The sequence below is a fragment of the Pseudomonas sp. LBUM1640 genome (assembly GCF_059716225.1).
In genome coordinates this window covers 4,208,760-4,234,684 of sequence record NZ_CP166816.1, presented here as the reverse complement: position 1 = coordinate 4,234,684, position 25,925 = coordinate 4,208,760, and the positions used below count along the sequence as shown (strand labels likewise).

Below are 25,925 nucleotides of genomic sequence, written 5' to 3'. Positions count from 1 at the left end.
GGTCCTGTTGGAGATCCGCCATGTCGAACCCACCCGCGTTTACCGAGGTTGCCGCACTGCTCGCCGAGCCCGCCCGCGCCGCGATCCTGCTGGCGTTGTCAGGCGGGCGCGCGCTGCCGGCGGGCGAGCTGGCGTTCGCCGCCAGCATCACCCCGCAGACCGCCAGTACCCACCTGGCCAAGTTGGTCGCCGGTGGATTGCTCGCCTGTGAAACCCAGGGCCGCCATCGTTATTACCGCCTGGCCGGTGCGCATGTGGCCCAGGCCATCGAGTTCCTCAGCGCCATTGCCCCGTTGTCGGCGATCGTCCTCAAGCCCCAGAGTCGCGAGGCCCAGGGGCTGAGGTTTGCCCGGTGCTGCTACAACCATCTGGCCGGGCAGTTGGGTGTGGCCGTGACCCAGGCTTTGGAAAAAAGCGCTTACCTGCGCGCCATCGGCGATAAACACTATGAGGTGCTGCCTGCAGGTGCAGACTGGTTGCGCACCTTGGGCATCGACTCAGGCGCCTTGAAACCCGCGCGCCAATGCCTGGACTGGACCGAGCGAACTCATCACGTGGCCGGCCCGTTGGGTGTGCAGTTGCTGAGCGCCTTGTGCGACGCCGGTTGGTTGCGCCGCTCCAAAGACTCCCGTGCGGTGCTGGTCACGCCCAAAGGCTGGGCGCAGTTCAAAGCGCAACTAGGCCTGGAGCCGCGTGATCTGGAAAACCTTGAGCACAAGCCTGCGTGTGCCGCACCCGTTGGGGTAAACTGCGCGGCTTTTTAGAAGGAGTTCACATGAGTCAGTACCAGCCGGGCATTCTTGCCGCACCGGTGCCGTTGCAGGCACGCCATCTGTTTTTTGCCGTCGATTCCCTGGCAGCTGTGCCTGGCGCGTTGGACGCGCTGGTGCAGCTGGTGGATTCGGCTGTTGTGGTCGGTTTCGGTGAGCCGCTGGTAACCGCGCTCGGCGCCCAGGTCGACGGGCTGCGTGCATTCCCCGCCGTCAGCGGCCCGGGTGCGCATAACCCGTCCACTCAGCAGGCGCTGTGGGTGTGGCTGCATGGCGTGGACCGTGGCGAGCTGCTGTTACGCAGCCGTAGCTTTGAAAAGGCGCTGGCCCCGGCCTTTCGCCTGGTGCAGATGACCGAAGGCTTCCGCTACAAGACCGGCTTCGACCTGACCGACTACGAGGACGGCACCGAAAACCCCCACGACGATGCAGCGGTCGAAGCCGCGATGACCGACAGCGGCGCCAGCTTCGCCGCGATCCAGCAATGGCAGCACGACCTCGATGGCTTCGCTGCCCTGCCTGCGCAAGAGCGGGACCACATCATCGGCCGTCGCCATGGTGATAACGAAGAGCTCGAAGACGCGCCTGAATCCGCTCACACCAAGCGTACCGCCCAAGAGAGCTTTACGCCGGAAGCCTTCGTGGTGCGTCGTTCGATGCCGTGGGCCGAGAATGGTCAGGCGGGGTTGATGTTCCTTGCGTTTGGCCATTCCTTTGATGCGTTTGAAGCGCAGCTGCGGCGCATGAGCGGGCTGGAGGATGGGATTGTCGATGGGTTGTATCGCATCAGCGTACCGTTGACGGGTGGGTACTACTGGTGCCCACCGTTGAAGGATGGGCATTTGGACCTGAGCGCGATCACCATTGCGCCGAACCTCTGAAACTGTGGGAAGACGAGGCGGCCTGACAGCCGACCTGTTCTTGGAAACTGGACTGGGTTAAATGTGGGAGGGGCCTTGCTCCCGATGGCGGTGTGTCAGTCAGCTCATTGATAACTGGAGCACCGCATTCGCGAGCAAGCCCGCTCCCACATTTGATTTGTGTCGGGCTTTAGATCACGCCCGCACATCGGGCGCTGGCCGCCATCGAAACAACTTAAGCCGGTCAGCTGTTCTGCATACCCATTTGAGCAAACAGCGGCATCATCCCCGCGCCTCGGCAGTGGCGGCAGCCATACACGTCGAGTACGACTGGCTCTTTCACCGCGGCTGCTTGCGCATGTTCGACCCACGTGGGCGCAACAAACCGATAGCCCTGGCCCGGGGCCGTGGCGATGTAGAACGACTCATCGTCGCCCAGGGCACGGCGCAGTGTCTTGATCTGCGTGCGCAGGTTGCATTCCTCCACCACCGTTTTTGGCCAGGCGATGGCGAGCAAGCGGTTTTTTTCCAGCAGTTCACCCGGCCGGGAGGCGAGGGCGATCAGCAAGGTCAGGGCGCGGTTGCCCAGGGCCACGGGTTGCCCGTGCTTGAGCAACAGATGACGTTGGGGCAGCAGCTGGAAGGGGCCGAAGTGGATCTTTGAAGCAGTGTCATCGGTGAGGTAGGTCATGTCATTAAACCTTTAGGCGGTGAAAGCTTAATTCGGATCAGTGCGTCGTACCTGTGGTGAGGGAGCTTGTTCCCGTTGGACTGCGTAGCAGTTCCAGGCTCAAGAACGGGGCCGCTACGCGCCCCAGCGGGAGCAAGCTCCCTCGCCACAGGTCAGGTGTTGATGGCGGGGATCGGATCTTCCGGGTAATCGCCGTCCAAGGTGGGGCCGCCGGTCAAGCCGTATTGCTGCAGCACTGGAGCCAATTGGCTGTAGAACGCGTCTTGCGCCTTGCCGTGGGCATCGGCCAGGGCGAACGGCAGGAACGCGCTGCCGATACCGCCGAGAATCGCCGTGGCCCCACCGAGAACCGGCCACGGCACCGATTTCGGTGGCGCCATACAAACCGGCGCCGGCTTCCACCAGGCCGGCGACGGCCGCGCCCGTGCCAAGTACGCCGGTGGCCACCGAGAAACTGCCGGTGAGGTAGTCGCCTTTTTTCAAGGAGTCGACACCGCCGATAATCCCGATCACACCGCCGATAATCCCACCGGCCGAACCGATGATCTTGCCGGCCGCGCCAATATTGGCGATCTGCTCCGCGGACAGCGGGCCTTTGCCCACCGCCACCTTGCCGGGGAAGTCGCCGATGGTGCCGCCGTCCGGGCGGTTGACCCAGGTCACGCCGTAGCCGGCTTCCTTGGCGTACTTGGTGCCGCCTTCCAGTAACAAACCGGCAAATTGCAGGCCGGCTGATACGCGGTTGGCATCCGCCACCGGCGTATTACTGCCATTGGCCGAACGCGCCATCAACACGCCGCTCATCAACACCGCACTGCCGATGTGCAGCAGGCCTTGCTTGAACGCCGGGCTGACATCGCCGAACTTCATGCCTTCGATGGCCTTGGGCAAGGCATCGGCGATCTTGTTGCCCTGGCGGCCGATGTCCCATACCGAACGCAGCATCGACACCACTTGAGCCGGGTTGATTTTGCCGCCGTCAGAGGTGACGAACATCGCGGGGTCTTTCTGCTGCGCGTCGTTGATCGCGGCAGTGACTTTGGCCTCGTCAAAGTTGCCCTTGCCATCGCCCAGCGTGACGTTGAGGGTGTCGCTGGTGGCGCCGCCGAGCAGGGCGTCACTGAGGTTTTCGTTGAAGTTGACCTGCAAGGTCGCCGCATCATCCGCCGTCGCTTTGTCACCCAGAAAGGCTTGGGCCGACGCCGTGCTGGCGGCGAAACTGCTGGCCGCTACCGTCGGGTCCATGCCGCCGGCCACCGCGTCGGTGAAGGCTTTGCCGGTGACCAGTTCGTTCTTGTAGTAGCTTTGGATCGCGTCGCTTTGCCCGGCATTGGCCGCCACTTTGGTCAGGTCGACATGGCCGTTGCCACCCAGCGCCAGGTTGGCGATGGTTGCATCGTTGGCGGCGTTCTGCAGGCCCTTGCCCATGTCGATCTGCTTGCCGTTCGAGTCCTTGGCGTTCAGGTTGTCGTTGAGGTTCTTGCCCGACTCGATGCCATCGGCAAAGTAGTTCTGCATCGCGACCTTCATGCTCGGGTCGCTGCTGACGATGTCGCTGAGCGCCGGGCCGCGATTGTTCTGCAGAAAGTTCTGCACATCGGGGTCCGCCGACAGCGTCTCGATGCCGCTCTGCAGCTGCGCCTTGATCTTGTCTTCATTGGGGTTGAGGCCGTAATGCGGCGAAGTGTACTTGTCCATCAAACCGGAGTGGGGCACATAGTCACTGACCAGCAGGCGCGTCTGCGCGTCGGTCAGTTGCACCAGCACCGCGGCTTTTTGCTCGCCGGTATAGTTTTGCGGGTTGGCCAGGATGTCGGCGGTCAGCTTCGAGGTGTCGACACCGGCCACGGCGTCGCGGGTGGCGGCGCCGTCGAGGAAGGTCAGGGTGTCGCTGTCGGTTTTCGGCGCCTGTTTTTCCAGCCACGCGCCGATGTTGTCGCGGGTGCCGATGTTGTCGAATTTACCCGTGGCGGGGTTGTCTCCACCGGTTTCCAACGCGTGGAACATGCCGGGCTTGGACCACATGGCCGCCGCGCCGGTCAGCTCATTGCTCAAGGCCGAATCGCTGCCCAGAGCCTCAAGGTTGTCGGGCCGAATCATGCCGTCGTTACTGCGCTGGTTGTCACCAGGGCGCATCGCCGTGCCGGAGCTTGCGACCAGGCTTTCGTTGGCCATCACGATGGCGGCGGACTTGGCATTGGCGGTGGCCAACTCGCCGGGCTTGCTGCCCATGAAGCTGCCAAAGGATTTCGACGCCGCGCCGAGGTCCTTGTTGGCGTTGTCGATAAAGTGATCGACGTCGGAATGGGTGATCACATTGTCGGCTTTACCGCGGCCGCCGCTGTCCAGCGCCGCCATCAGGTTCGGGCTGCTGGCCACGTATTTGAGCACCGCCTGAGCCTCGGGCGGCAGGGTGGTGGGCGGGTTGGCGAAGTCGATGGGCGCGCCGTGCAGGCCCCACGCGTCCCAGTTCTGCGAGAGCAATTGCGCGGCGGCACGCGGGCGGTTCAGGCCGAGTTCTTCTTTGGTGGGCGTGCCGCTGGTGTTGCCGGTGATGGTGTCCCAGCTCTTGGCACCGGAGGCGGTCTCGTAGCGAATCAGCCCCGGGCCGAGTTCAGTCGGGCTGCCAATTGCCTTGTAGTGACCCAGGCCCGGCGCGACGGTGCCAGCGTTCGCCTCGGTGTAACCGGCGGCTTTGCTGTCGGCGAGGTTTTTTTCGAAGCTGGCGTCTTTTTGTTGCGAGTTGTACTGGTTGACCAGTGTTTCGTAGAGGCGTGGGTTGTCGATCTGTTTGAGGGTTACCGGTTTGTCGCTGCCCAGCGGCGTGTAGGTGATGCTGTTGTTCACCGGTGCCTGCACATTCTGATAGGGCAAGGGGATCGAAGGGCCACGGATCTTGGACGGGTCGAAAGTCGGCTGGTTGACTGTCGTGAACAGCGCGGTTTCGAATTTTTTCTGCGGGCCGTCTGTGCCTGGGGTTTCAGCCGGGTCACGACTACTTGGGATCGCTGGCATAAATGATCACCTGGAAGTTCTTTCATATATCAGGGCCTGCGCGCTCAGGGATTTAGCTATTAGTGCAACTGTACTAATGGCGCAGGAAATTAGTTGTTCACGCGCATTAAGGTCACTTGCGCCGAGCTATCAAACGCGATGATCAAGTCGCTTTTGTTACAAATGGAAATATCTTTGAAGTTGGGCAATGGGCTATTAGCGAAAAATGTGAAGTGGTCGCGCAAATAGTTGCGAAAGGGCGTCCGGTCGCTCACTCAAACACCGGGTTATTGTTCAACAATGTTCGAGGTCTGGGACGCGAGGCCCTATAAACATGGGGTTGTGCCGTGTTTGGGTATTTCAAAAAAAGTTCAACAAGCCCAAGCCCATGAGATTTTTTCAACGCCAGGTTGAGCCAAACCTTTCACACCCTGTCGCCTAAACGTTTCACAAGCTTTCACAGCGAAGGCGTTTTGATCGTGAGTAGTATGGGTCCCATGCAAACCAACGACGGTTCGAAGGCTCACTGTCTGACGTTTTGGGCATTCACCGGTTTGCATACTTTCAGTGTGCTGTTGCGCAACTGAATAACTTCCCTATCGATGCAAGGAGATGAACATGGCTGATGTCCCACCAGTAAAAGCCGGCGGCGCCGACGACGCTATCGCGAAAATGGAAGCGACCTTCAACATGGCTATCGAGAAGTCGGCCAAGATCACTGAGATCAGCACCGCGAAAAAAGCGGAGCTTGACGCCACCAAACAGCGTCCGCAGAACTGATTCGCCAAAACGGGCGGCGCCGGCGCTGCCCGTTTACCTGAGTGCTTTTACCTCCTGATTGTTGACCCCGTTGCACATGCTCAAGGGGGCAAACCCGAACATGACAGCCTTGATTTCTTTGGGTCCGGTCGCCGGTATTGGCGCACCGACCTTAACTGTGACCGGCGGTTTGCACCAGGGCAGTTCCCTGGTGCTCGACCGGCCGGTCTATACCCTCGGCGCGGACCTCGCGGCCGACCTGGTACTCAGTGATCCCGGCATTGCCGGCTTGCACCTGCGCCTGCGGTTTGAAGGTGGGCAGGTGGCGGTCGAGGCGTTGGGCGGCGACGTGCTGCTCAGTGGCAATGTGCGTATTCCCCAAGGCAGCGGTCATCGCGCGCGCCTGCCTTTGCAACTGCGCATCGGCGCGGCGGGTGTGAGCTTGGCGTTACCCGAGGGGGCGGAAAAACCTTCGGACGCCACACGCAATTTTACGCCCTGGATTGTCGCGATCGTCCTGCTGTTTTTGTGTGCGGGTGCGTTGGCGGTGCGTAACGACGCGCCGCTCACTCAAACCGCGGTTGCGGCGGATGTTCCTGCGCTGAAAAAACCCTCTCGTGAGCAAGCAAAAGCCTGGCTGGAGCAACAACTGCAGGCGGCCCATCTGGAGGCGGTGACGGTCACCAACAGCAACGGCCAGCTCAGTGCCGTCGGCAGTTTCGAACAGTCGCAAAAACCCCAGTGGCTGGCCCTGCAACAAGCCTTCGACCAGCGTTACGGCCAACAGATCGTCCTCAACCCCCGCGTCACCGTGCGAGCCGACGCCGCGCGGCCGCGTGTGCGCTTTCAGGCCGTGTGGTTCGGCACCCACCCTTATGTGATCAACGACAGTGGCAAACGCCTGTACCCCGGCGCAGCCCTGGCGGACAACTGGGTGCTGGAGCGCATCGAGAACAACCAAGTGATCCTCGCCCGTGGCGAAGAGCGCTTCACCTTCACCTTATGAGCTGCGCCATGGCACACACCCAAATGATCGTCCCCACGCTCTGCGTGGGAATGCCGCCCCGGACGCTCCGCGTCCTGACGTCAGCGCACGGTGACGCGGAGCGTCACACCATGCATGCCCACGCAGAGCGTGGGAACGATCAGGCCCACGCATGAAAGTCGAACCCCGCCCCCTCATCCCCAGTGACGTACGCAGCGCCCCCGTCGAGGCCGTGCGCCCGGTCAACTCACGCCAGGCCACCGCCTTCGAAGCGGTGCTCAAAACCCGCAAGACCCAAACCCGCCGTTCCCTGCGCAGTGACCTCGAAGAACTCACCAGCGCCGCTGGCGTCGACTCGCTGCTGTTCGGCAGCGCCCGCTCCCTGGAACTGTTGGAGCACGTGATGGAACACATCCTGCCCACCCTCGACGCGGAGCCTGAGATCAAAGAACTGGCCCATGACCTGATCAGTGAAGAGATCGAGATGCGCCGCACCCTCGAACAGCAACGCTCGGAGGTACATGCCTGATGGCCCGCGATAACCACGATGCCGTGCAACTGCTCAAGGGCATTGGCGAACTGTACCGGCGTAACGGCCAGTCCCAGCGTGCGCTGGTGATGCTGCTGATCGCCGTCAGTGTCGCGCCCGAAGACGGCGTGTTGCTGCGCTCGCTGGTGCTGGCCTTTACCGACAGCGGCGACGCCACCCGCGCCCTGGGTGCCCTCGACCGGTTGGTGGCGCTGGAAGGCGAGTCCGCCAGCCTGTTGCTCCTACGCGCCCGCGCGCTGTGGTACGGCGAGCGCAAGGACGAAGCGCGCCAATGCTTCAAACGCTACCTGGCCGCACGCAGGGCCAACGCATGAGTGCACTCAACCGCCTGAACAACCTGGCGCGCATGGCGGCGCAGCGTACCGACGTGATCATTGTCGCGTTCATGCTGATGGCGATTGTGATGATGATCATCCCGCTGCCCACCTACCTGGTGGACATGTTGATCGGCCTCAACATTGCCCTGAGCATCCTGATCCTGATCGTCGCGTTCTACATCGGCCATTCCGTGGAATTCTCCGCGCTGCCGCCGCTGATCCTGCTCAGCACGTTGTTTCGCTTGTCCCTGTCGATCACCACCACCCGCTTGATCCTGCTGCACGGCGACGCCGGGCATATCGTCAAGGCCTTCGGTGACTTCGTGATCGCCGGCCAGGTGGTGGTCGGCATGGTGGTGTTTTTGATCATCACCGTGGCGCAGTTCGTGGTGATCACCAAGGGTGCCGAACGCGTGGCGGAGGTGGCCGCGCGCTTCACCCTGGACGCGATGCCCGGCAAACAGATGAGCATCGACAACGACCTGCGCAATGGCGATATCGACCAGGCCGAGGCGCGTCGCCGGCGTTCGCGCCTGGAGCGTGAAAGCCAGATGTTCGGCGCGATGGACGGCGCGATGAAGTTCGTCAAAGGCGACGCCATCGCAGGTTTGGTCATCCTCGCCGTCAACCTGCTCGGCGGCATGCTGATCGGCATGATCGAGCGCGACATGCCCTTCGGTGTGGCGGTGCACACCTACTCGCTGTTGACCGTGGGTGACGGCCTGATTGCACAGATCCCGGCGCTGCTGATTTCGGTGGCGGCGGGCACCGTGGTCACACGGGTTAACAGTGACGGTGAAGCCGGTGACCTGGGCAGCGAGATCATCAAGCAACTGGGCGCCAGCTACCGCGCACTGGGGCTGACCGCGTTGATCATGATCGGCGTCAGCCTGTTGCCGGGCTTTCCGACCTGGGTGTTCCTCGGCTTGTCGGCGGCGTTTGGCGGCGCAGCGTTCGTGATGTATCGCCGGCATACCCGCCAGCCTCAAGGCGAGCTGGAAGCGTTGGTCGAGGCGCCGGAACCGGTGGTCGAGGTGCAGGCTGAACTGGATGACAACCTGCTGCCCGATACCCGTGTGTTGCTGACCCTTGGCAGCGGCGTGTCGCAGAGTGCGCCACGCCAGCTGCTGCGCCAACGTGTCGAGGCGCTGTGCCACGACATCCGTACCGACCTCGGCGTGGATGTGCCGGTGCCGGGCATCTACATGGACGCGAAGGCCACACCGGGCAGTTTCCGCGTGTCGCTGGAAGGCGTGCCGGTGAGCGAAGGTGAAGTGCCGATCAACTGCCTGTTGCTGCAGGACGATCCGGTGCATGTGCAACTGCTGGACATCGCCACCGTACAAGCCGATTCGCCGCTCAATGGCCGCAACGCCCACTGGATCGAGCGCCAGCACGAAGAGGCTTTGCGCAACGCCGGCATCGGTTTCCTGCTGCCCGACGAAGTCCTGCGCGGCGTGCTGGAGCGCAGCCTGCGCCGCTATGCCGCCGATTTCCTCGGCATCCAGGAAACTCGGCTGCTGCTTGAGCGCACCGAAGCCACTTACGGCGAACTGGTCAAAGAAGCGTTGCGCCTGGTTCCGTTGCAACGGGTGGCCGAAACCTTGCGCCTGTTGGTCGGCGAAGGTGTGTCGATCCGCAACCAGCGCGCGTTGCTCGAAGCCATGGTGGAGTGGGGCGCCCGCGAGACCGATGCCGGGCGCCTGGCCGAACATTTGCGCGCGGCATTGGCACGGCAGATCAGCCACCAATACGCCGACCGCAATCGGGTGATCGGCGCGCTGGTGCTGGCGCCAGGCCTGGAAGACCAATTGCGCGCGTCCCTGCGCCGCCAGGAACCGCAGCGCGAATTGATCCCCGAAGAAGTCAGCCGCGCCTTGCTCGCGCAACTGCGCCAGGCCTGTGAAAACACCCGCGAGGCCAACAGCGCGGTGTTGCTGGTGCACCCGGAACTGCGCCGCAGCCTGCGTCGCCTGGTGCTGCGTGGCGAGCTGGAGCTGGCGGTGCTGTCGTTCCGTGAACTGGCCACCGAATACAACCTGCAAGCACTGGTGACCATCAGCCTCACCGATATCTCCAACCGCCGCGCACCTGCCGCGGCTTCCGTCACCTCCCTGGCGTCTGCCTCATGATGCGTTTTTGTGTGTTGTTGCTGGCTCTGGTCACCTGTGCAAGTCAGGCGCAGGAAATTGCCAATGGGGCTGGAGGCTCGATCAATCTGGCGTCCGGCGAAGGGCGCATTTTGCATTTTGTTGCGCCGGTGGAGTCGGTGCTGGTGGCCGAGCCGAATGTAGCTGACCTGCAGGTGGTGTCGCCCGGCACGCTGTATATCTTCGGCAAGGCACCGGGCACTACCAGCCTGATCGCCCTCGGCAATGATGGTAAGCAGCTGGCCAGCCTGACCTTGTCGGTCAGCAGCGGCACCCAGGCGGTGACGGCACCGATGCAAGAGCTGCACCCCGGCAACGGCGCGCAAATCACCGGCGCCGGCAACCGGCTGATCGCCAAGGGCACTGTTGGTTCGGTGGCCGAGGCGACTGACCTCAACGCGCTGCTCAACCCGCAGGGGCAAGGCTTCCAGAGCGCGATCAACACCACCGAATACGCCGGCGCCGCCCAGGTCAACCTGCGCGTGCGCTTCGCCGAAGTGTCGCGTTCCGAGTTGCTGCACTACGGCGTGAACTGGAACGCGATGTTCAACAACGGCACCTTCTCGTTCGGGCTGATTACCGGCGGTGGCCTGGCGGCTGCAACGGCGGGCGGTTTGGCGACGGCGGGCACCGGCTCGGGCAATGTGAATATCGATGGCATGCTCGACGCGCTACAAGCCAACGGTGTGTTGCAGATATTGGCCGAGCCGAACATCACCGCCATGACCGGCCAGACCGCCAGCTTCCTCGCCGGGGGTGAAGTGGCGATCCCGGTGCCGGTCAACCGTGACCTGGTGGGCATCCAATACAAGTCGTTCGGCGTGTCCTTGCTGTTCAACCCGACCCTGTTGCCCAACGGGCGCATCGCCCTGCAAGTACGCCCCGAAGTCAGCAGCGTGGTCAGCGGCGGCACCGTGGATTTCGGCAACTTCCATGTGCCGTCCTTCAGCGTGCGCCGCGCGGATACACGGGTTGAAGTCGGCAGTGGGCAGACCTTTGCCATCGCCGGCCTGTTCCAGCGCGAGAGCAGCCAGGACATCGAGAAACTGCCGTTGCTGGGCGACTTGCCGATCCTCGGCAACCTGTTTCGCTCCAAGCGTTTCCAGCGTAACGAAACCGAGCTGGTGATCCTGATTACGCCGTATCTGGTGGAGCCGGTGCGCAGCCGCAGCCTCGCCACACCGTTGGATGCACAACCGGCTACCGCCGCGGCCACCGGACCGCGCAGCGGCGGGGCGTTCGGTTTTTACATGAATTGATGAGGGGGCCTGCCATGACTGCTTTGCGTGTGTTGATGCTGTTGCCCCTGGCGCTGATGGGCTGCCAGACCCACTTGGCGCCGGTGTATTACGCCCCGCAATACCGCGCCGACGGCGTGCCGAGCCAATGCCAGCAACCGCCGGCCAAGGATGCAATTGGGCTGGACGAAGATTTCAAGCCGACGCTGCCGCTGGGCTGCGCAAACAATCTGAATTTGATGCAGATGGTCGAGCGTAAGCAGGACCTGACCCAAGGCCGCACCACCGGCCCGACCATGGCCGCACCCGTCGGCCGCGCCGCCCAGGTCTACATCGAAGGCTTCGACCGCGAGCAACTGCAGCGCCGCAAAGATCAGCAAGAAGCCAAAGCCGGCGCCACCGGAGGTCAACAATGACCAGGTGCACACCCCTGATCATTCCCACGCTCTGCGTCCCAAAGCGTGACGCGGAGCGTCACAAGAGGCATTCCCACGCAGAGCGTAGGAACGATGAGTCAGCGTGGATCAACCAACCCCAGCTCCCGAGCCTGCGCCACCGGATCACTGATCGCCTTTATTCGCTTGGCCTCCACCACCAATCGCGCGCGTTCTGCGGCGGGGATGTCGTCGAGGGGCAGGCTTGCAACCCGCTGCTCGTAACCGGCCAACACCATCACCAACAGCTCATTCCTCTGATGCCGTGGCAACGCGCGGGGCGACTGAGTAACCGGAGCAATGGTATCCAGAGCCTGCTGCGACTGCCCGCCAAGCGCATAAGCCAGGGCGAGGTTGCAGCGGCTGTCGAGGTCGTCGGGTTGCAAACTCAGGCTTTTGGCGAACGCAGTCTGCGCCGCGACAGCCTGGCCATTGAGCACTTGGGCGATGCCCAAACGGGTGTAAGCGACCGGCAGGTGATTGATGTCGGCCGCCTGGCCCAAGGCGGTGACGGCGCGTTGGTTTTTGCCCAACTGCAACTGCGCGGTGCCAAGGCCGAGCAGGGCGTCGGCGTTGCGGGCGTCCAAACCCAACGCCTGCTGGAAGGCGCGCTCGGCGCCCAGCGCGTCCTTGGCGTCGAGCTTGGCCTGGCCAAGCTTGAGCCACAGCTCAAGGCCGGCCCCCGGTTGCTGGGCGGCGCGCTCGTACAACGCGGCCGCGCTGCTGTAGTCGCCGCGTTTGCTCAGGTCGTTGGCCAGTTGCAGGGACTTGTCGGTATCGCTCGCAGGTTTGCTGGAGCAGGCCGCCAACAGCAGGGTACTGGCGAGCAGAAAATTCTTGGTCATCGTCACAACTCGTCGGGCGAAGGCGGACGTCATGTAAGCATATTTTTGATGGCCGTCCTATGCCTGTTCAACGCTGGTTTTGCCAACGCCGCCGAAGAGCCTGCATGGTTCTCCCAACCTTACGCCTACGTGCTGGTCGACCAGGATGTACGCAGCGCTTTAGAAGAGTTCGGTCATAACCTCGACGTGCCGCTGGTGCTCTCGGACAAAGTGCGCGGCAAGGCCCGCAGCACCATTCGCGCCGCCACGGCCGGGGAATTCCTGCAAACCCTGTGCAGCACCAACGGCCTGACCTGGTACTTCGACGGCAACCTGCTGTACCTCAACGCCAGCGACGAAATCAGCACCAAGCTGTTCAAGTCCAGCGCCCTGAACCTGGACCAGTTGCAGGCCTACCTGAACACCCTCGACGTGTTCGGCCAGCAGTTGTCCATGCGCAACGGCCCCGAAGGCGATGAAGTGTTTGTCTCCGGCCCACCGCCGTACCTGGCGTTGGTGCAACAGCATGTCGACCACCTGCAACCCACCGTCGTGGCCGCCCCAGTGGCGCGCGAGCAGGGTGTGCGGGTGTTCCGTGGCGCCCAAGTCAGTACCGAAACCCCAACCCAGTAAAGGAGCAGCACCATGTCCGTAACGGCCGTAGACAGCAACCTCGCCCCCGGTGGCGCCAGCCCTGAAGCCAAGTTCAACGCGGCGGTGGATAACGCCAAGGCCGCGGACAAACCGTCGGAGACCAGCGATGCCGAATTTAACGATGCATTGATCACCCAGGCCGTCACCATCGGCGGCCAGTTCATCATCATGCCGAAGATGCAGGAACTGCTGAACGACGCCATGTCCGATGATGACGAAGAGTAGGGAGCCCCTATGACTATCAGTCTCGCTGCCGGCGCCACGGCCTTGCCGCCGTCCGCTGGCGCGGGGCCCGCCGGGGCCTCGCAGAACCTGTTCGAGCACATGGCCAATACCGCCAAGGGCATGCCCGAAGGCGCCAGCCCGCACCAGATCGGCTCGGGCCTGATGGAGCGCATGAACAGTTTCATCGACCGCACGCGCGCCTTTTCCGAACGCGCCGATGTGCTCACCAATAACCCGTCGGCGCCGCCACCGGCCTCGTCGCAAATCCGCACGGCGAGTGCTTCGCCCCAAGGCGAGCCGGGCAAGAAAGTCGGCGAGCAGCAGGTCGATCAGATCGTGCATTCCCTGGGCAAGATGTTCGATTACTCCATCGAAACCCAGATGGTGGTGCGCGGCGCGACGCAGATTTCCGGTTCCGCCAATACGTTGCTCAAGGGTCAATAACGCCATGCCAAGCCCAAACCGCGCCGTGCGCCTGTTGCTGATCGGCCTGCTCGCCAGCCTCTTGCAGGCGTGCAACACCGACCTCTATACCAACCTCAGCGAGCGCGATGCCAACGCCATGGTCGCGGTGCTGCTGCGCGGTGGCATCCCGGCGGAGCGCAAGACCCAGGACAACGGCCAGCTCAAGGTGGTGGTCGATGAGGAGCGCTTCGCCGAAGCCATGACCTTGCTCGACAACGTCGGCCTGCCGCAGCAGAGCTTTTCCAATATGGGCGAGGTGTTCAAGGGCAATGGCCTGGTGTCGTCGCCGGTGCAGGAGCGTGCGCAGATGATCTACGCGCTGAGCGAAGAGTTGTCGCACTCGGTGTCGCAGATCGACGGCATCGTCGCCGCCCGTGTGCACGTGGTGTTGCCGGACAACGACTTGCTCAAACGCGTGATTTCGCCATCGTCGGCCTCGGTGCTGGTGCGCTACGACCCGGGCACCGACATCAATACGCTGATCCCGCAGATCAAGACCCTGGTCGCCAACGGTATTTCCGGCCTGAGCTACGACGGCGTCTCGGTGACCGCGATCAAGGCCGCCGTGGCCATCAGCCAGAACCCGGCGCAACCACGCCTGGCGCGCTTTATGGGCCTGTGGCTGCTGGAAGACAACCTCGCGCAGGCGCGCTTTATGTTTGGCGGCTTGCTGTTGATCGCCCTCGGTGCACTTGGCGTATTGGCCCGCCAGCAGTGGGCGCGGCGCCAGTCCCAGGCGTTGTATGTGCTCAAGGAGGGTGAATGAGCTTGTTTGAACGCTGGCAGGGGCTGATCGCCGAGCCGCTGCAGTTTGTGCGCGCGCCGAGCTTGGGCGCGTGTTTCGCCGATGACCTGCCGGATGACGTGCTGCACGCGCTGCAAAACCAGCGGCGTTTTCGCCAGCGCCTGGAGCAGTTGCTGGTCAGCCATTACCAGTTGGCGCCGCTGGAGTACCTGGTGACCCCCTTGGCGGCTGACCTGCCGGTGTTGCTGCTGTCGCCGGTGCAATTTGCGCGTTTGCCGAGGTTGTGCGGTGCCATCTGGCATGCCTCGACCTTGAGCCGGGAGATCCGCCGCGACGTGGTCAACGAACTGCGCGAAGGGCTGGGCGCTGAGGTGTTCAGCCAAGCGCTGGCGTTGCGTCAACTGGGAGGGGCTGCGGATTTGCTGCGCGACCCTTCGGAGCTGATCGACGCCATCGACCGCGATGGCCAGGGTTGCGTGGCGGCCTGGCTGCACGCTCAGCAGGCCGATTTGCAGGGCTGGATGCGCTTGCGTTTTGCCTTCCCCCAAGGCCACAGCGCACGGCTGCCGCGTGACCTGGAGATCGTCCAGGCCGCTGCCGCCAGCCTGATGGCCGAGGATAAACCCCATGAGTGAATTACCGAGCCGTCCTACCGCGCGTATTTTGCGTGCCGAAGAAGCCGCGCTGTGGACCGACGGCTTTGCCTTTTTGCAAGCCGCCAAGGAGCAGGCCGAGCAGGTCAAGGCCGACAGTGACCAGTGGCTGCAAGCTGCCCGCGCGGAGGGCTTTGAAACTGCGCGGCAAGAAGGCGCCGAGCAAGTGGCGCAGTTGTTGGTGCAGACCCAATCCCAAGTGCAGCACTACCTCAGCAGCCTGGAAGCTTCGCTGGCCGATCTGGCGCTGGGCATCGTGCGCGAGGTGGTGGGCGAACTGGACAACGCCGAGCGGGTGGTGCGTTGCACCCGTCAGGCCTTGAGTGCGTTTCGCCAGGACCAGGCGCTGACCCTGTGGGTGCCGCCTGCCGAGGTTGAGGCCTTGCGCCAACGGCTCAAGCACGAAAGCCTGGCGATTGTCGTGGACGCTGATGAACAGCTGAGCGCCGGCCAGGCACGCCTCAACAGCCCGGCCGGTTCCGTCGAGCTGGGCCTGGAAGCGCAATTGCAAAACCTGCGTCGCAGCTTGTTGCCCTTCGCCGAAGAGGGTGTGGCATGAACCTGGAACAGTTGCTGCCACGCCTGACCGAACGTTTGGCCCAGGCGCGTACACGACCGATGCACGGCACCGTGTTGAGTATTCGTGGTGTGCTGCTGCGCGCCAGTGTGGCCGGGGCGAGCATCGGTGAGTTGTGCCAACTGCGCGACCCTGGCAGCGGCCGCAGCTTGAGTGCCGAGGTGATCGGCTTTGATGGCGACGAGGCGATCCTGTCGCCCATCGGCTCCATGGAAGGCCTGTCGACCCGCACGCAAATCACCGCCACCGGCGAAACCTTGGGCGTTGCGGTGGGCGATGCGCAGCTCGGGCGAGTGATCAGCCCAATGGGCGACTTTCTCGACGGCGACGGCATCCCGCCGACCCTGGCCCTGCAGCATTACCCGTTGCACGCTGAACCACCGGCGCCGTTTTCGCGCCAGCTGATCGTGCGTTCGATGGCGCTGGGTATTCGCTCCATCGACGGTTTGCTGACCTTGGCCCAAGGCCAACGCATGGGCATTTTTGGTGAGCCGGGCGTTGGCAAATCCTCGTTGCTCGCCAGCATCATCCGCAACAGCGAGGCCGATGTGATTGTGATCGGCCTGATCGGCGAGCGGGGCAGGGAAGTGCGCGAGTTGCTCGACGTGCAACTCGACGCCCAGGCCCGCGCGCGGACGGTGGCGGTGGTCGCGACGTCCGATCGCCCGGCAGCCGAGCGCGTGCGCGCGGCGTTTGTCGCCACTACTCTGGCCGAGTACCACCGTGACCAGGGCCGCAACGTGTTGCTGTTGATGGACAGCCTGACGCGGTTCGCCCGCGCCCAACGTGAAATCGGCCTGGCCGTGGGCGAACCACCGACCCGTCGCGGTTATCCGCCGTCGTTTTTCTCAGCCTTGCCGCGCTTGCTGGAGCGCGCCGGCCCCGGCCCCACCGGCAGCATCACCGCGCTGTACACCGTGCTGACCGAAGGTGACGCCGCGAGTGATCCGGTGGCCGAGGAAGCGCGCTCGATCCTCGACGGGCATATCGCCCTCAGCGCCGAACTGGCCCAGCGCAACTATTTCCCGGCGGTGGACGTGCTGCGCAGCCGCAGCCGCTTGATGGAGCAGGTCGCGGGTGAAGAACACAAACACTTGGCCATGCGCATTCGTGAATTGATGGCGCGCTACGGCGAAATCGAAATGCTGATCCGCGTGGGCGAGTACTCCGCCGGCAGTGACCCGCTGGCCGACGAAGCGATCAACCGCCACGCGGCCATCGAAGCGTTCCTGCGCCAGAACGCCAGCGAACCGAGCAGCCTGGAACAGACCCTGATCCGCATGCGCCAGGTGCTGGCATGAGATCAATGAACAACAGTGAACTTCAGACCCATGCAAAACCCCCACCTTTGATTTTCATGGATTTACAGATTGTTGTGCTGGCTTAAGAAAGGAGTGAAACCAGTGAAAACCGACCAACTACGCACCCTGCAAACCCTGCGAGTGCTGCGTGAACAACGTGCCGCCAGCCAACTGGCCGCCCAGCAGCAACGCTGCGCGCAAACCCACGGCGTATTGACCGACGCCAAGGAGCAATTGCGCCTGCACCGTGAGGCGATTGCCGAAGAAGCGCGGCAGGTTTATGCGTCCCTCACCGAAGGCTTGTCGGTGGCCAGTTGGCAGGCCGCCCAGGACCGTTTGCGCGGACTGTCGGATGACCAGCAACTGCTGGAAAATGACGTAACCCACGTCTCCACCACCCTGCAAAGCCAGGAGCGCGAGCGTGACCTGTTTCGCCAGGAGCGCCTGAACCGCCAGCGTCAGTCCGAAGCCTGGCAAAGCCTGGTGGAAGGACGCGAAAGCGATGAGCGCCGCATCGGTGAACTGCGCGACGAAGGCACCGGCACATGATCGCAGCCCTTGCCGACCCGCTGGCGCCGTGGTTGACGCACTACGATCCGGCGTTGCTGGGGTTGCATAACCAACTGCACCGTCGCCGTCGCGCCTGGCAGGGCCGTTGCGCCGGGCAAGACCTGCGTGTGAGCTGGGCTGCCGAGCCGCAAACCCTCAGCGATCCGCGCGATGTGCTGCTGTTGCTCGGCCGCGCGCCAGTACGCCTGCGCTTGTCGACGGCCGCACTGGAACAAGTGCTGGTGCCGCTGGCGTTGCAGTTCGACGTGCAGCTGTTGCCCTCGCTGCCGCGTTCGTTGCTGTTGGAACTGGCGGTGCTTGACCTCATCGAGGCCATGGAGCCGCTGCTCGGCCACCCGGTGCAATTACTGCAGGCAATGGGCGATCAGCGTGGGTTTGCCGTGAGCCTGGCACTTGAACTCACCTTCGGCAATCAGCCCGCCATGAGCGCGCAATTGGACCTCAGCGAAGGCGCCGCCGTGTTGGTCGCGCAGTTACTGGCGCAATACGGCCAGGTCCAGCCCGACCCACTGCCCGCACTGCGCCAGACCCTGGCGGTGCTGGCGGGGCGGCAGTGGCTGAGCCTCGGCGAGTTGCGCAGCCTGCGCCCCGGCGATGTGCTGATGCTGGAGCAAGACTCGGGCTTGCTGTTGGACCTGGACGGGCGCTTGCAGGCCCGCTGCCAATACCAGGGTGAAGCCTTGCGGCTGCAAGAAGAATTGAAAGCGCCTCTTTTACCCATGGAGAACACAATGACTGACGTTGATGCGGCTGCGGCCCTGGATGACTTGCCGCTCAAACTGGTGTGCCAGGTCGGCAGCCTGGAACTGAGCCTGGCGCAATTGCGTGAGCTGGGCGCGGGCAGCCTGTTGCAGCTCAACACCCAGGGCGTGGACAGCGTCGACCTGATGGTCAACGGGCGCCGCGTTGGCCAGGGCCAGCTGGTGAAAATCGGTGACGGCCTGGGTGTGCGCCTGCTGAGTTTTGCCACCCCATGACCGGTTATCAGCCGAACCTGATCGAGATCATCCTGGTCGTTGCGACGATCGGGCTGATCCCGTTGGCGGTGGTCACGCTCACCGGTTTCATGAAGATTTCGGTGGTGCTGTTCCTGATCCGCAACGCCCTCGGGGTGCAGCAGACGCCGCCGAACCTGGTGCTGTACGGCATCGCACTGATCCTGTCGGTGTACGTGACCACGCCGCTGATCGGCGACATGTACCGCCAGGTGGAGGGCCGCGACCTCAATATCGAGCATGTCGAGCAACTCAAGGACTTGGGCGATGCGCTGCGCCCGCCGTTGCAGGCGCATTTGAAGCGCTTTGCGAATGAGTCCGAGCGCGGCTTTTTTGTGCAGGCCACCGAGACCATCTGGTCGCCGGAAGCCCGCGCCGACCTGCGTGACGATGACCTGGTGGTGTTGATACCAGCGTTTGTCAGCTCGGAACTGACCCGCGCCTTCGAGATCGGCTTTCTGCTGTACATCCCGTTCCTGGTCGTGGACTTGCTGGTGTCCAACGTGCTGATGGCGATGGGCATGTCGATGGTCTCGCCAAACCTGATTTCGATCCCGCTGAAGATCTTTTTATTCGTGTCGTTGAGCGGCTGGTCGCGCTTGATGCACGGTTTGATTCTGAGTTACGGCTGAGGCACGACCCATGGGCCAGGACGTTTTCCTGTCATTGATGAAACAGGCACTGATGACCGTGCTGATGCTCTCCGCACCGGCGCTGGGCGTGGCGATTATCGTGGGCTTGAGCGTGGGGCTGTTCCAGGCGCTGACGCAGATCCAGGACCAGACCTTGCCCCAGGTGGTGAAGCTGGTGGCGGTGCTGTTGACCATCGTCTTTCTCGGCCCGGTACTCGCAGGCCAAGTCGCGGAGCTGGGCGGCCAGGTGCTGGACAATTTCCCCATGTGGACGCGCTGACCGCCCATGGATGCCAGCCTTACCGCGCAGTTTCTTGAAGTTGCCTACCCGGTGATCAGCGCCGCCTCGCTCGCCGCCTGCCGCGCGATGGGCGTGGTGGTGATCACCCCGGCGTTCAACCGCCTGGGCCTTACCGGCATGATTCGCGGCTGCGTGGCCGTGGCGATTTCTATCCCAATGTTTTTTCCGGTGTTCGAAGCGCTGACCGCCATGCCCGAACACGGCAGCGTGTTTATCGCCGGGTTGCTGATCAAGGAGTTTTTGATCGGCATTCTCATCGGCCTGTTGTTCGGTATTCCCTTTTGGGCTGCGGAGGTGGCAGGGGAGTTGATCGACCTGCAACGCGGCTCGACCATGGCGCAGTTGGTCGACCCGTTGTCGTCCGGCGAGTCCAGCGTGATGGCGACCTTGCTCACGGTGATGCTGATCACGCTGTTCTTCATGTCCGGTGGTTTTATCCTGATGGTCGACGGCTATTACCACAGCTACCAGTTATGGCCGGTCACCTCGTTCACCCCGGTGTTCGCCAGCTCCGCGTTGCTCGCGGTGTTGTCGATCCTCGACCAGATCATGCGCGTCGGCGTGCTGATGGTTTCGCCCTTGCTGATCTCGTTGCTGATCACCGACTTGATGCTCGCCTACCTGTCGCGGATGGCGCCGAACCTGCATATTTTCGACTTGTCGCTGCCGGTGAAAAACCTGTTTTTCAGCATCTTGATGGTGATCTACATCGGCTTCCTGATTCCGTTGATGCTCGACCAGTTGGCGGAGTTTCGCGGCACCGTCGAACTGCTCAAAACCCTGGCAGGCATGGAGTAGCCCATGGCCGATACCAGTGAAGAGAAATCCCAGCCGGCCACCGACAAGAAGCTCAAGGATGCGCGCCAGAAAGGCCAGGTCGCCAAGAGCCAGGACCTGGTGTCGGGCATGGTCATCCTGTTTTGCACGCTGTGCATCTCCATCCTGGCGCCTCGGGCCAAGGCCCAGGTCACGGCGCTGATTGACCTTACCGCGCAAATCTACATTGAACCCTTCGCCACGGTGTGGCCACGCGTGCTCGACCACGCCGAGCAGCTGGTAATCAGCATCACTCTGCCGGTGATGGCGGTGACCACCGGCGTAGTGATCCTGACCAATATCATCACCATGCGCGGCTTTGTGTTCTCGGTGGACCCGATCAAGCCCGAGTTCAAGCGCATCAACCCGGCGGAGGGCATGAAGAAAATCTTTGCCCTGCGCAACCTGGTGGAGTTCATCAAGGGGCTGATCAAGGTGCACGTGCTGGCGATTGCGTTTTACGTGATCGGCAAGCACGCGTTGCAGGCGCTGATGGAGTCGTCACGCTGCGGTGCCGAGTGCATGGAGTCGACGTTTTTCCTGGTGCTCAAACCGCTGGTGTTTACCGTGTTGTGCGCCTTTATCCTGGTGGGTGCTGTGGACGTGATCATGCAGCGCTGGCTGTTTGGCCGCGACATGAAAATGACCCGCAGCGAAACCAAACGCGAACGCAAGGACATCGACGGCGACCCGCTGATCAAGAGCGAACGGCGGCGCCAGCGCAATGAAATGCAGGCCCTGGCGACCAAGCTGGGGCTGGGCCGGGCTTCAATGATGATCGGCACTACCGATGGCTGGGTGATTGGCGTGCGCTACGTGCGCGGCGAGACACCGGTGCCAGTGATTGTGTGCCGGGCGTCGCCCGAGGAGGCGTTGTTGATGTTACAGGAGGCTTACGACCTGGGCATTCCGCATGCCCCGGACAAAACCCTGGCTGCCGAGATCGCCCGCAGGACCGTGCCAGGCGATCCGGTGCCGGATGCTTCATTCCAGGCCGTGGCCGATTGGCTGGTCGCGGCGCGCCTGATCTGATTCATCACAATTCAAACTGTGGGAGCGGGCTTGCTCGCGAAAGCGGTGAATCAGTCGCCGGATAAGTTGACTGATCTACCGCCTTCGCGAGCAAGCCCGCTCCCACATTGGTTTTGTATTGCTTGAGTAATCTCAGCCGTTATCTACATCGTGATACGGGCCACCGTAACCGTCACCCACACGCCAGATAATGTCGTGGTTATCATTGGTCCACTCCGAGGGCTTAAGCGAGTACTTGTAGTCCTCCGAATTGTTGTTGTTGCCATCGCCGATATAGTCCGGGTGATCACGCCGATGATCGCCGCCACGAATGCTCGACCGTGCATCCCACTCTTCCTTGCGAAAATCAAAAATGCTCTGGTCCTGCGGCGCATCGCGCTGGCCCCAGTCGGACAGGTAAGTCTGCAGCCACACATAGGCTTCATCGCCATTGGGCTTGAGCAGCCCATCCTGCTTGAAGTCCTGGATCTGGTCCCAGTTCTGCATCGAAATTTTGTGCAGTTTGTGCGACTGAATGGTGCTGAGGATCGCGCCGACAAACGACAGCGCCCCCGAGATCAGGAAACCCACCGGCCCCAGGAACGGAATGATGCGCCCGGTCACGCCAAGGGTCGTGAGTACACCGCCCCCCGCTGCCACCAGGCTGCTGACACCACCGGCCATCGATAACGAACCGGAGGCGATTTTCACCGGGTCTTTTTCGCGCACACCGTCGCGCAGGGTGAAGGCGGCCTGGACCACGCTGATCACGCCGCCCGCCACGTCGGTGGCCATGCCGATCACCTTGATCGCGCTGCTGGCGAACTTGGCGCCAAAGCCGGCGCCGGCTACGCCGCCACGGCTGGCGATGCCTTTTTCAATGCCTTCCTGCACCTTCTTCGCGCCTTCGTCGCTCCAACCGCCGCTGTTGAGCACCTTGCCCACGTCCTTGCCGTCGTCCATGGCCTGGTCGACGATGTCGTAGTACTTTTTCTGGATGGCTTCGGCGTCTTTGGGCAGGGCGTGATAGCCCTCGCCAGGCTTGGCCCAGAGGTCGGGCAAGGAGCGGTCGAAGCCCATCAGTTTGTAGGCGTTGGTGCCGCGCAATTTGTCGTAGACCTTGAGGCCCAAGGTGGCGAAGTGCGAACCGGTGCCCAGAAAGCCGAGGAAGTCGTTGGCAATCCCCAGGCGTTTCATCGGCGTGTCCGCCAGCTTGCCGCCCTGGCCAGCCAGTTGGTAGACGATACGGCCCATGCCGATGGCGCCGCCGACCGAACCGAGTACGCCGTTGTCTTTGAGGAAGGTCAGGTTTTTCACGAACGAGCTGCGGTTTTCGTCACTGAGGCTCGGCATGATCTCCTTGCTCACCGCGTGCTCGATATCGCTGAAGCTGATTACGCCGTTTTTCTGCCAGGTGTCGCCCAACGAAATCATCGCCTTGCCGAAGTCGGCAGCGGCGCCTTTGTCCTTGAGCAACTGGTCGACAAACTTGGAATACACCCCCAGTGCCTGGCGCGGCAGGCCGTCGGCGCCGCCCTTGAGCATCGACAGGATCGCCATGGTGTTGTCGGTGGTGGCCAGCGCAGTGTTGTCGTCGCTGATCTTGCTCGGGTCGTCCATCAGCTTCTCAACGGAATCGGTGTAGCCGTCGATCTGCAGGTTTTGCAGGAAATTGTCGGCCTTGGCCGGGTCCATGTCGGCCAGGGCGGTGTAAGCCGTCTGGATTTCCTGGGTGGCCAGTTCGGTTTTGCCGTCGTCCTGCAGGGCTTTGATGTACTTGGTGAAGTTTTCCGAGGAGGTGCTGTCCACCAGTTTCTGGCGGGTTTCATCAACCTTGGCATGGCCGCCGTCGACCTTGCCCAGGGCCGCGTCGTGGTTGGCCTTGATATCGGCCTGGATGGTCGAGTCGCCGAGCAAGTCGCTGATGGTCTTGTCGATGGACTTGGTGTCGAAGATGTTGTCGCGCACATCGCGGGAGGTCACATCGATTGGCGTGGTCGCAATGCCCTGGTTGCCGAAGCCGTGCTCGGGAATGATCGACATGCCGTTGTCGGCCATGCTCTTGGCTTCCACGGCGCGCAGGAACTTGGCGCGCGGGTCGTCCTTGCCGATGCTGCCGTCCTTGACCCCGGCGCGGTAGCTGTCCACCAGGGTTTTCATCGACAGGTCCTGCACCGACAGCGGGTTGCCGCTTTCATCTTTTTCGGTGGTGGAGAGGCTGTCGACGGAGACGTCCTTGAGCGGTGGCAGGCCATTGTCTGCACGCAGTTTGTCGACATCGGTGGTCTGCTGCGCGATGTCGGTGCGGTAGCTGGAAATCTGTTCGAACATCTGCGGGTTGCTGTCCTCGCTGACGACGATCTTCTCTTCGCTGCCGCCCGGTTTGTGCTGGGTGAAGGCAATCAGGCCAGGGCCATAATCACCGACGCCGCCGACGCTCATGATGTCTTCGGTGGACGCCAGGTAAGCGTCCGGCCCGGCCAGGCTGTAGCCGTCGCCCTTGGCCTTCTCGATACCGGCCAGGGTCTGGCCTTTGGTGGTGTAGGCGGCGAAGGCTTCGGGGGTGATGTCTTTGGACACCACCAGCAGTTTGCCGTCGGCCCCGTTGACCACCAGGATGCCGTCCATGGGCGCGTCCACTTTGCTGATGTCGGTGAGCTTGAGGCTGGCCTCATCTTTGCGCAGCAGTTCCTGGCCGGGCAGGGACTGGGCGTTCTTGATGTAGTCGAAGGCCTGGGAGCCTTCACTGGCGTGCACGGCGTGCAGGAAATTGTAGAAAGAGGTGCCGGCGTTAGGGTTGGGGTTGCTGAGGTCGGCGCCGGGCTGCGGCAGGGCGGCCTCGGACTGGCTGATCATGTACTTTTTGCCTTGGTGCTCGAACAGGATCACGCCGGACTTGGGGTCTTCGGACACGACTTTAAGCTGGCTGAAATCCAGGTCGCCGGGCAGGCTGGTGACTTCTTCGTAACCTTTGGCCTTGCCGTCGGCGAGGGCTTCTTTGGTCACGCCTGCGCTGTTGTAGCTGGCAAAGGCCAGGGGTGTGAGTGCTTCGGAAATGACCAAGGTCTGGCCGTTTTCCAGGCTGACCTTGACCACGCCGTCTTTGGCTTCGCCCACCGATTTGATGTTGGCCAGGCGCACGCCGGGGTCGTCTTCGCGCAGCAGCTGTTGGTCGGGGGTGTTCAGGGCTTCGCGGATTTCTTTGCCGGCGGGTGTGTCTTGGGTTTCGGCGAGGGTGTGCAGCAGGTCGTAGAGTGGCGTGCCTTCGTCGGGGCTGCCCTGGTTGACGGGGGCCACCGCGTGGCCGAAGTGCAGGCCCTTGAGGGTGTCGAAGCCTTCCTGGACCTTTTCGGCGCCTTCGCGGGTGATCTTGAACTTGCTGCCGTCTTGTTCGAAGTAAATGACGCCGGTGTCTTTGTCTTCGGAGACTACCTTGAGTGTGTCGATGTTCAGTTTGGCGGGCAGGGCGGTGACTTCCTTGTAGTCGTCGGGTTTGATTTCGCTGGGGGTTTTCAGGCCTTCGCCGGGGTTTTTGGCGAGGACTTTGGGTTTGAAGGTTTTGTCGCCCGACCCGGCGGTTGCCAGGGTTTTGGCCTTGGTGAGTAAAGCGTCGAAGAGGCGCTCGGGGGCTTTGGTTTCGCCTGCGCGTGGGGCGGCGGCTGTCTCGGGTCGGTTGATCATTTTTCAGTCCATGTGAGGGGGCTCGCTAGGACTCGATAGTAGGCGTTGGCGGGGTGTGAAAATGGGGTTTTGGGTGAGATCGCACAAGCTTTCACAGGTGTGAAATGAGGGGGCGCTTTTGGTTGGGGTGGGGTGGGGTGGGGTGGGGTGGGGTGTACATATCCATTTCTGCGGTAACGGCTTCGTATGGTTCCGCTCTTACAGCGGGTCACTTTTGGCAAACGCCCCAAAAGTAACCAAAAGGTCTTTGCCCCACCACTCGGTGCCTCGCTAAGGCTCGGCATGCCCGCACTCCGGCCCGGCTCCGCGGGTCGCCGCGATGGGCCATCCCTGGCCCAGCGCGGCTAAACCGGCATCCCTGCCGGTTTACCCGCTCCACCGTGCCTACTTGCGGCCATCGTGGTTAATGGGGCCTGTCAGATCAAGATCAAGATCAAAAGCACGGCGGCCTAGTAGCCGACCTGAGTGGTTGAAGCAAAAGCAGGGCAAAAACAGGGCAAAAACAGATCAGAAGCAGAGCTGTTTTTCTGTGGGAGCTGGCTTGCCTGCGATGCAGACACCTCGGTACATCAGGTGCACCGAGTTGATGCCTTCGCAGGCAAGCCAGCTCCCACATTTGACCGAGTACACACATCTACCTGATGTACTGAGCTCCAAAATGTGGGAGCGGGCTTGCTCGCGAATGCGGTGGTTCAGTTACAAATGAACTGACTGACACACCGCCATC

General features: G+C 62.5%; 26 protein-coding genes. 22 read left to right on the top strand and 4 right to left on the bottom strand.

Annotation, left to right across the window (positions count from 1 at the left end; all coding sequences use genetic code 11):
- Positions 1 to 20: 20 nt before the first annotated feature.
- Both ACA065_RS18610 and ACA065_RS18605 read left to right on the top strand, forming a co-directional pair.
- Positions 21 to 764 (top strand): ArsR/SmtB family transcription factor, encoded by a 744-nt coding sequence (locus ACA065_RS18610; RefSeq protein ID WP_497690955.1) that lies wholly within the window; start codon positions 21 to 23, stop codon positions 762 to 764.
- Positions 765 to 775: 11 nt separating this feature from the next.
- Complete coding sequence (locus ACA065_RS18605) at positions 776 to 1,651, top strand: Dyp-type peroxidase (protein ID WP_497690954.1); 876 nt, start codon at positions 776 to 778, stop codon at positions 1,649 to 1,651.
- A 223-nt stretch (positions 1,652 to 1,874) separates the two neighbouring features.
- Here the strand turns inward: ACA065_RS18605 and ACA065_RS18600 are convergent, their stop codons facing one another.
- Both ACA065_RS18600 and ACA065_RS18595 read right to left on the bottom strand, forming a co-directional pair.
- The gene (locus tag ACA065_RS18600; protein ID WP_497690953.1) at positions 1,875 to 2,321 is read right to left on the bottom strand and encodes a winged helix-turn-helix domain-containing protein; all 447 of its coding nucleotides are present in this window, start codon (positions 2,319 to 2,321) and stop codon (positions 1,875 to 1,877) included.
- Positions 2,322 to 2,435: 114 nt separating this feature from the next.
- Positions 2,436 to 5,336, bottom strand: a complete 2,901-nt coding sequence (locus tag ACA065_RS18595; RefSeq protein WP_497690952.1) for a type III effector HrpK domain-containing protein — start codon at positions 5,334 to 5,336, stop codon at positions 2,436 to 2,438.
- A 597-nt stretch (positions 5,337 to 5,933) separates the two neighbouring features.
- On the opposite strand from ACA065_RS18595, the gene ACA065_RS18590 reads away from it, so the two are divergent.
- From ACA065_RS18590 to ACA065_RS18560, 7 genes are all read left to right on the top strand, one after another.
- Positions 5,934 to 6,095: a hypothetical protein gene (locus ACA065_RS18590; RefSeq protein ID WP_016969018.1), complete on the top strand. Its 162-nt coding sequence runs from the start codon at positions 5,934 to 5,936 to the stop codon at positions 6,093 to 6,095.
- Between the two features lie 100 nt (positions 6,096 to 6,195).
- A complete protein-coding gene (locus ACA065_RS18585) occupies positions 6,196 to 7,080 on the top strand; it encodes a SctD/MshK family protein (RefSeq protein WP_497690951.1) in 885 nt (294 codons plus the stop codon).
- Positions 7,081 to 7,231: 151 nt separating this feature from the next.
- Positions 7,232 to 7,588: a hypothetical protein gene (locus ACA065_RS18580; protein WP_497690950.1), complete on the top strand. Its 357-nt coding sequence runs from the start codon at positions 7,232 to 7,234 to the stop codon at positions 7,586 to 7,588.
- Positions 7,588 to 7,923: a tetratricopeptide repeat protein gene (locus ACA065_RS18575; protein WP_497690949.1), complete on the top strand. Its 336-nt coding sequence runs from the start codon at positions 7,588 to 7,590 to the stop codon at positions 7,921 to 7,923. Before ACA065_RS18580 ends, ACA065_RS18575 begins: the two co-directional genes overlap by 1 nt.
- Entirely contained in the window at positions 7,920 to 10,058 is a 2,139-nt protein-coding gene (sctV, locus tag ACA065_RS18570; protein WP_497690948.1) for a type III secretion system export apparatus subunit SctV, read from the top strand. Before ACA065_RS18575 ends, sctV begins: the two co-directional genes overlap by 4 nt.
- Positions 10,055 to 11,335, top strand: coding sequence for a type II and III secretion system protein family protein (locus tag ACA065_RS18565; protein WP_497690947.1), 1,281 nt, complete (start codon positions 10,055 to 10,057; stop codon positions 11,333 to 11,335). The genes sctV and ACA065_RS18565 overlap by 4 nt, the downstream gene beginning before the upstream one ends.
- 14 nt (positions 11,336 to 11,349) lie before the next feature.
- On the top strand, positions 11,350 to 11,730 hold the full coding sequence (locus ACA065_RS18560; protein ID WP_497690946.1) for a hypothetical protein: 381 nt from the start codon (positions 11,350 to 11,352) through the stop codon (positions 11,728 to 11,730).
- A gap of 98 nt (positions 11,731 to 11,828) precedes the next feature.
- On the opposite strand, the gene ACA065_RS18555 is transcribed toward ACA065_RS18560, so the two are convergent.
- Entirely contained in the window at positions 11,829 to 12,593 is a 765-nt protein-coding gene (locus ACA065_RS18555) for a tetratricopeptide repeat protein (RefSeq protein WP_497690945.1), read from the bottom strand.
- Between the two features lie 48 nt (positions 12,594 to 12,641).
- Between ACA065_RS18555 and ACA065_RS18550 the strand changes: the two genes are divergently transcribed.
- The 13 genes from ACA065_RS18550 to ACA065_RS18490 all read left to right on the top strand — a co-directional run bounded on the left by ACA065_RS18550 (position 12,642) and on the right by ACA065_RS18490 (position 21,538).
- Positions 12,642 to 13,205, top strand: coding sequence for a type III secretion protein (locus ACA065_RS18550; RefSeq protein WP_497690944.1), 564 nt, complete (start codon positions 12,642 to 12,644; stop codon positions 13,203 to 13,205).
- A gap of 12 nt (positions 13,206 to 13,217) precedes the next feature.
- Positions 13,218 to 13,451, top strand: a complete 234-nt coding sequence (locus ACA065_RS18545) for a hypothetical protein (RefSeq protein WP_119739909.1) — start codon at positions 13,218 to 13,220, stop codon at positions 13,449 to 13,451.
- Positions 13,452 to 13,460: 9 nt separating this feature from the next.
- Positions 13,461 to 13,895, top strand: coding sequence for a hypothetical protein (locus tag ACA065_RS18540; protein WP_497690943.1), 435 nt, complete (start codon positions 13,461 to 13,463; stop codon positions 13,893 to 13,895).
- A 4-nt stretch (positions 13,896 to 13,899) separates the two neighbouring features.
- Positions 13,900 to 14,682: a type III secretion system inner membrane ring lipoprotein SctJ gene (sctJ, locus tag ACA065_RS18535; RefSeq protein WP_497690942.1), complete on the top strand. Its 783-nt coding sequence runs from the start codon at positions 13,900 to 13,902 to the stop codon at positions 14,680 to 14,682.
- Positions 14,679 to 15,296, top strand: a complete 618-nt coding sequence (locus ACA065_RS18530) for a type III secretion protein (protein ID WP_497690941.1) — start codon at positions 14,679 to 14,681, stop codon at positions 15,294 to 15,296. The genes sctJ and ACA065_RS18530 overlap by 4 nt, the downstream gene beginning before the upstream one ends.
- The gene (locus ACA065_RS18525; protein ID WP_497690940.1) at positions 15,289 to 15,873 is read left to right on the top strand and encodes a FliH/SctL family protein; all 585 of its coding nucleotides are present in this window, start codon (positions 15,289 to 15,291) and stop codon (positions 15,871 to 15,873) included. Before ACA065_RS18530 ends, ACA065_RS18525 begins: the two co-directional genes overlap by 8 nt.
- On the top strand, positions 15,870 to 17,192 hold the full coding sequence (locus ACA065_RS18520) for a FliI/YscN family ATPase (protein ID WP_497690939.1): 1,323 nt from the start codon (positions 15,870 to 15,872) through the stop codon (positions 17,190 to 17,192). Before ACA065_RS18525 ends, ACA065_RS18520 begins: the two co-directional genes overlap by 4 nt.
- A gap of 102 nt (positions 17,193 to 17,294) precedes the next feature.
- Positions 17,295 to 17,741 (top strand): hypothetical protein, encoded by a 447-nt coding sequence (locus ACA065_RS18515; protein ID WP_497690938.1) that lies wholly within the window; start codon positions 17,295 to 17,297, stop codon positions 17,739 to 17,741.
- A complete protein-coding gene (sctQ, locus tag ACA065_RS18510) occupies positions 17,738 to 18,739 on the top strand; it encodes a type III secretion system cytoplasmic ring protein SctQ (RefSeq protein ID WP_497690937.1) in 1,002 nt (333 codons plus the stop codon). The genes ACA065_RS18515 and sctQ overlap by 4 nt, the downstream gene beginning before the upstream one ends.
- A complete protein-coding gene (gene sctR / locus ACA065_RS18505) occupies positions 18,736 to 19,389 on the top strand; it encodes a type III secretion system export apparatus subunit SctR (protein WP_017137580.1) in 654 nt (217 codons plus the stop codon). Before sctQ ends, sctR begins: the two co-directional genes overlap by 4 nt.
- A 10-nt stretch (positions 19,390 to 19,399) precedes the next feature.
- A complete protein-coding gene (locus ACA065_RS18500; protein WP_016969171.1) occupies positions 19,400 to 19,669 on the top strand; it encodes an EscS/YscS/HrcS family type III secretion system export apparatus protein in 270 nt (89 codons plus the stop codon).
- Between the two features lie 6 nt (positions 19,670 to 19,675).
- Entirely contained in the window at positions 19,676 to 20,488 is an 813-nt protein-coding gene (gene sctT / locus ACA065_RS18495; RefSeq protein WP_497690936.1) for a type III secretion system export apparatus subunit SctT, read from the top strand.
- Positions 20,489 to 20,491: 3 nt separating this feature from the next.
- Entirely contained in the window at positions 20,492 to 21,538 is a 1,047-nt protein-coding gene (locus ACA065_RS18490) for an EscU/YscU/HrcU family type III secretion system export apparatus switch protein (RefSeq protein WP_497690935.1), read from the top strand.
- Between the two features lie 132 nt (positions 21,539 to 21,670).
- Here ACA065_RS18490 and ACA065_RS18485 read toward each other — a convergent pair whose 3' ends face one another.
- Positions 21,671 to 25,198: a hypothetical protein gene (locus ACA065_RS18485; RefSeq protein WP_497690934.1), complete on the bottom strand. Its 3,528-nt coding sequence runs from the start codon at positions 25,196 to 25,198 to the stop codon at positions 21,671 to 21,673.
- Positions 25,199 to 25,925 lie beyond the last annotated feature (727 nt).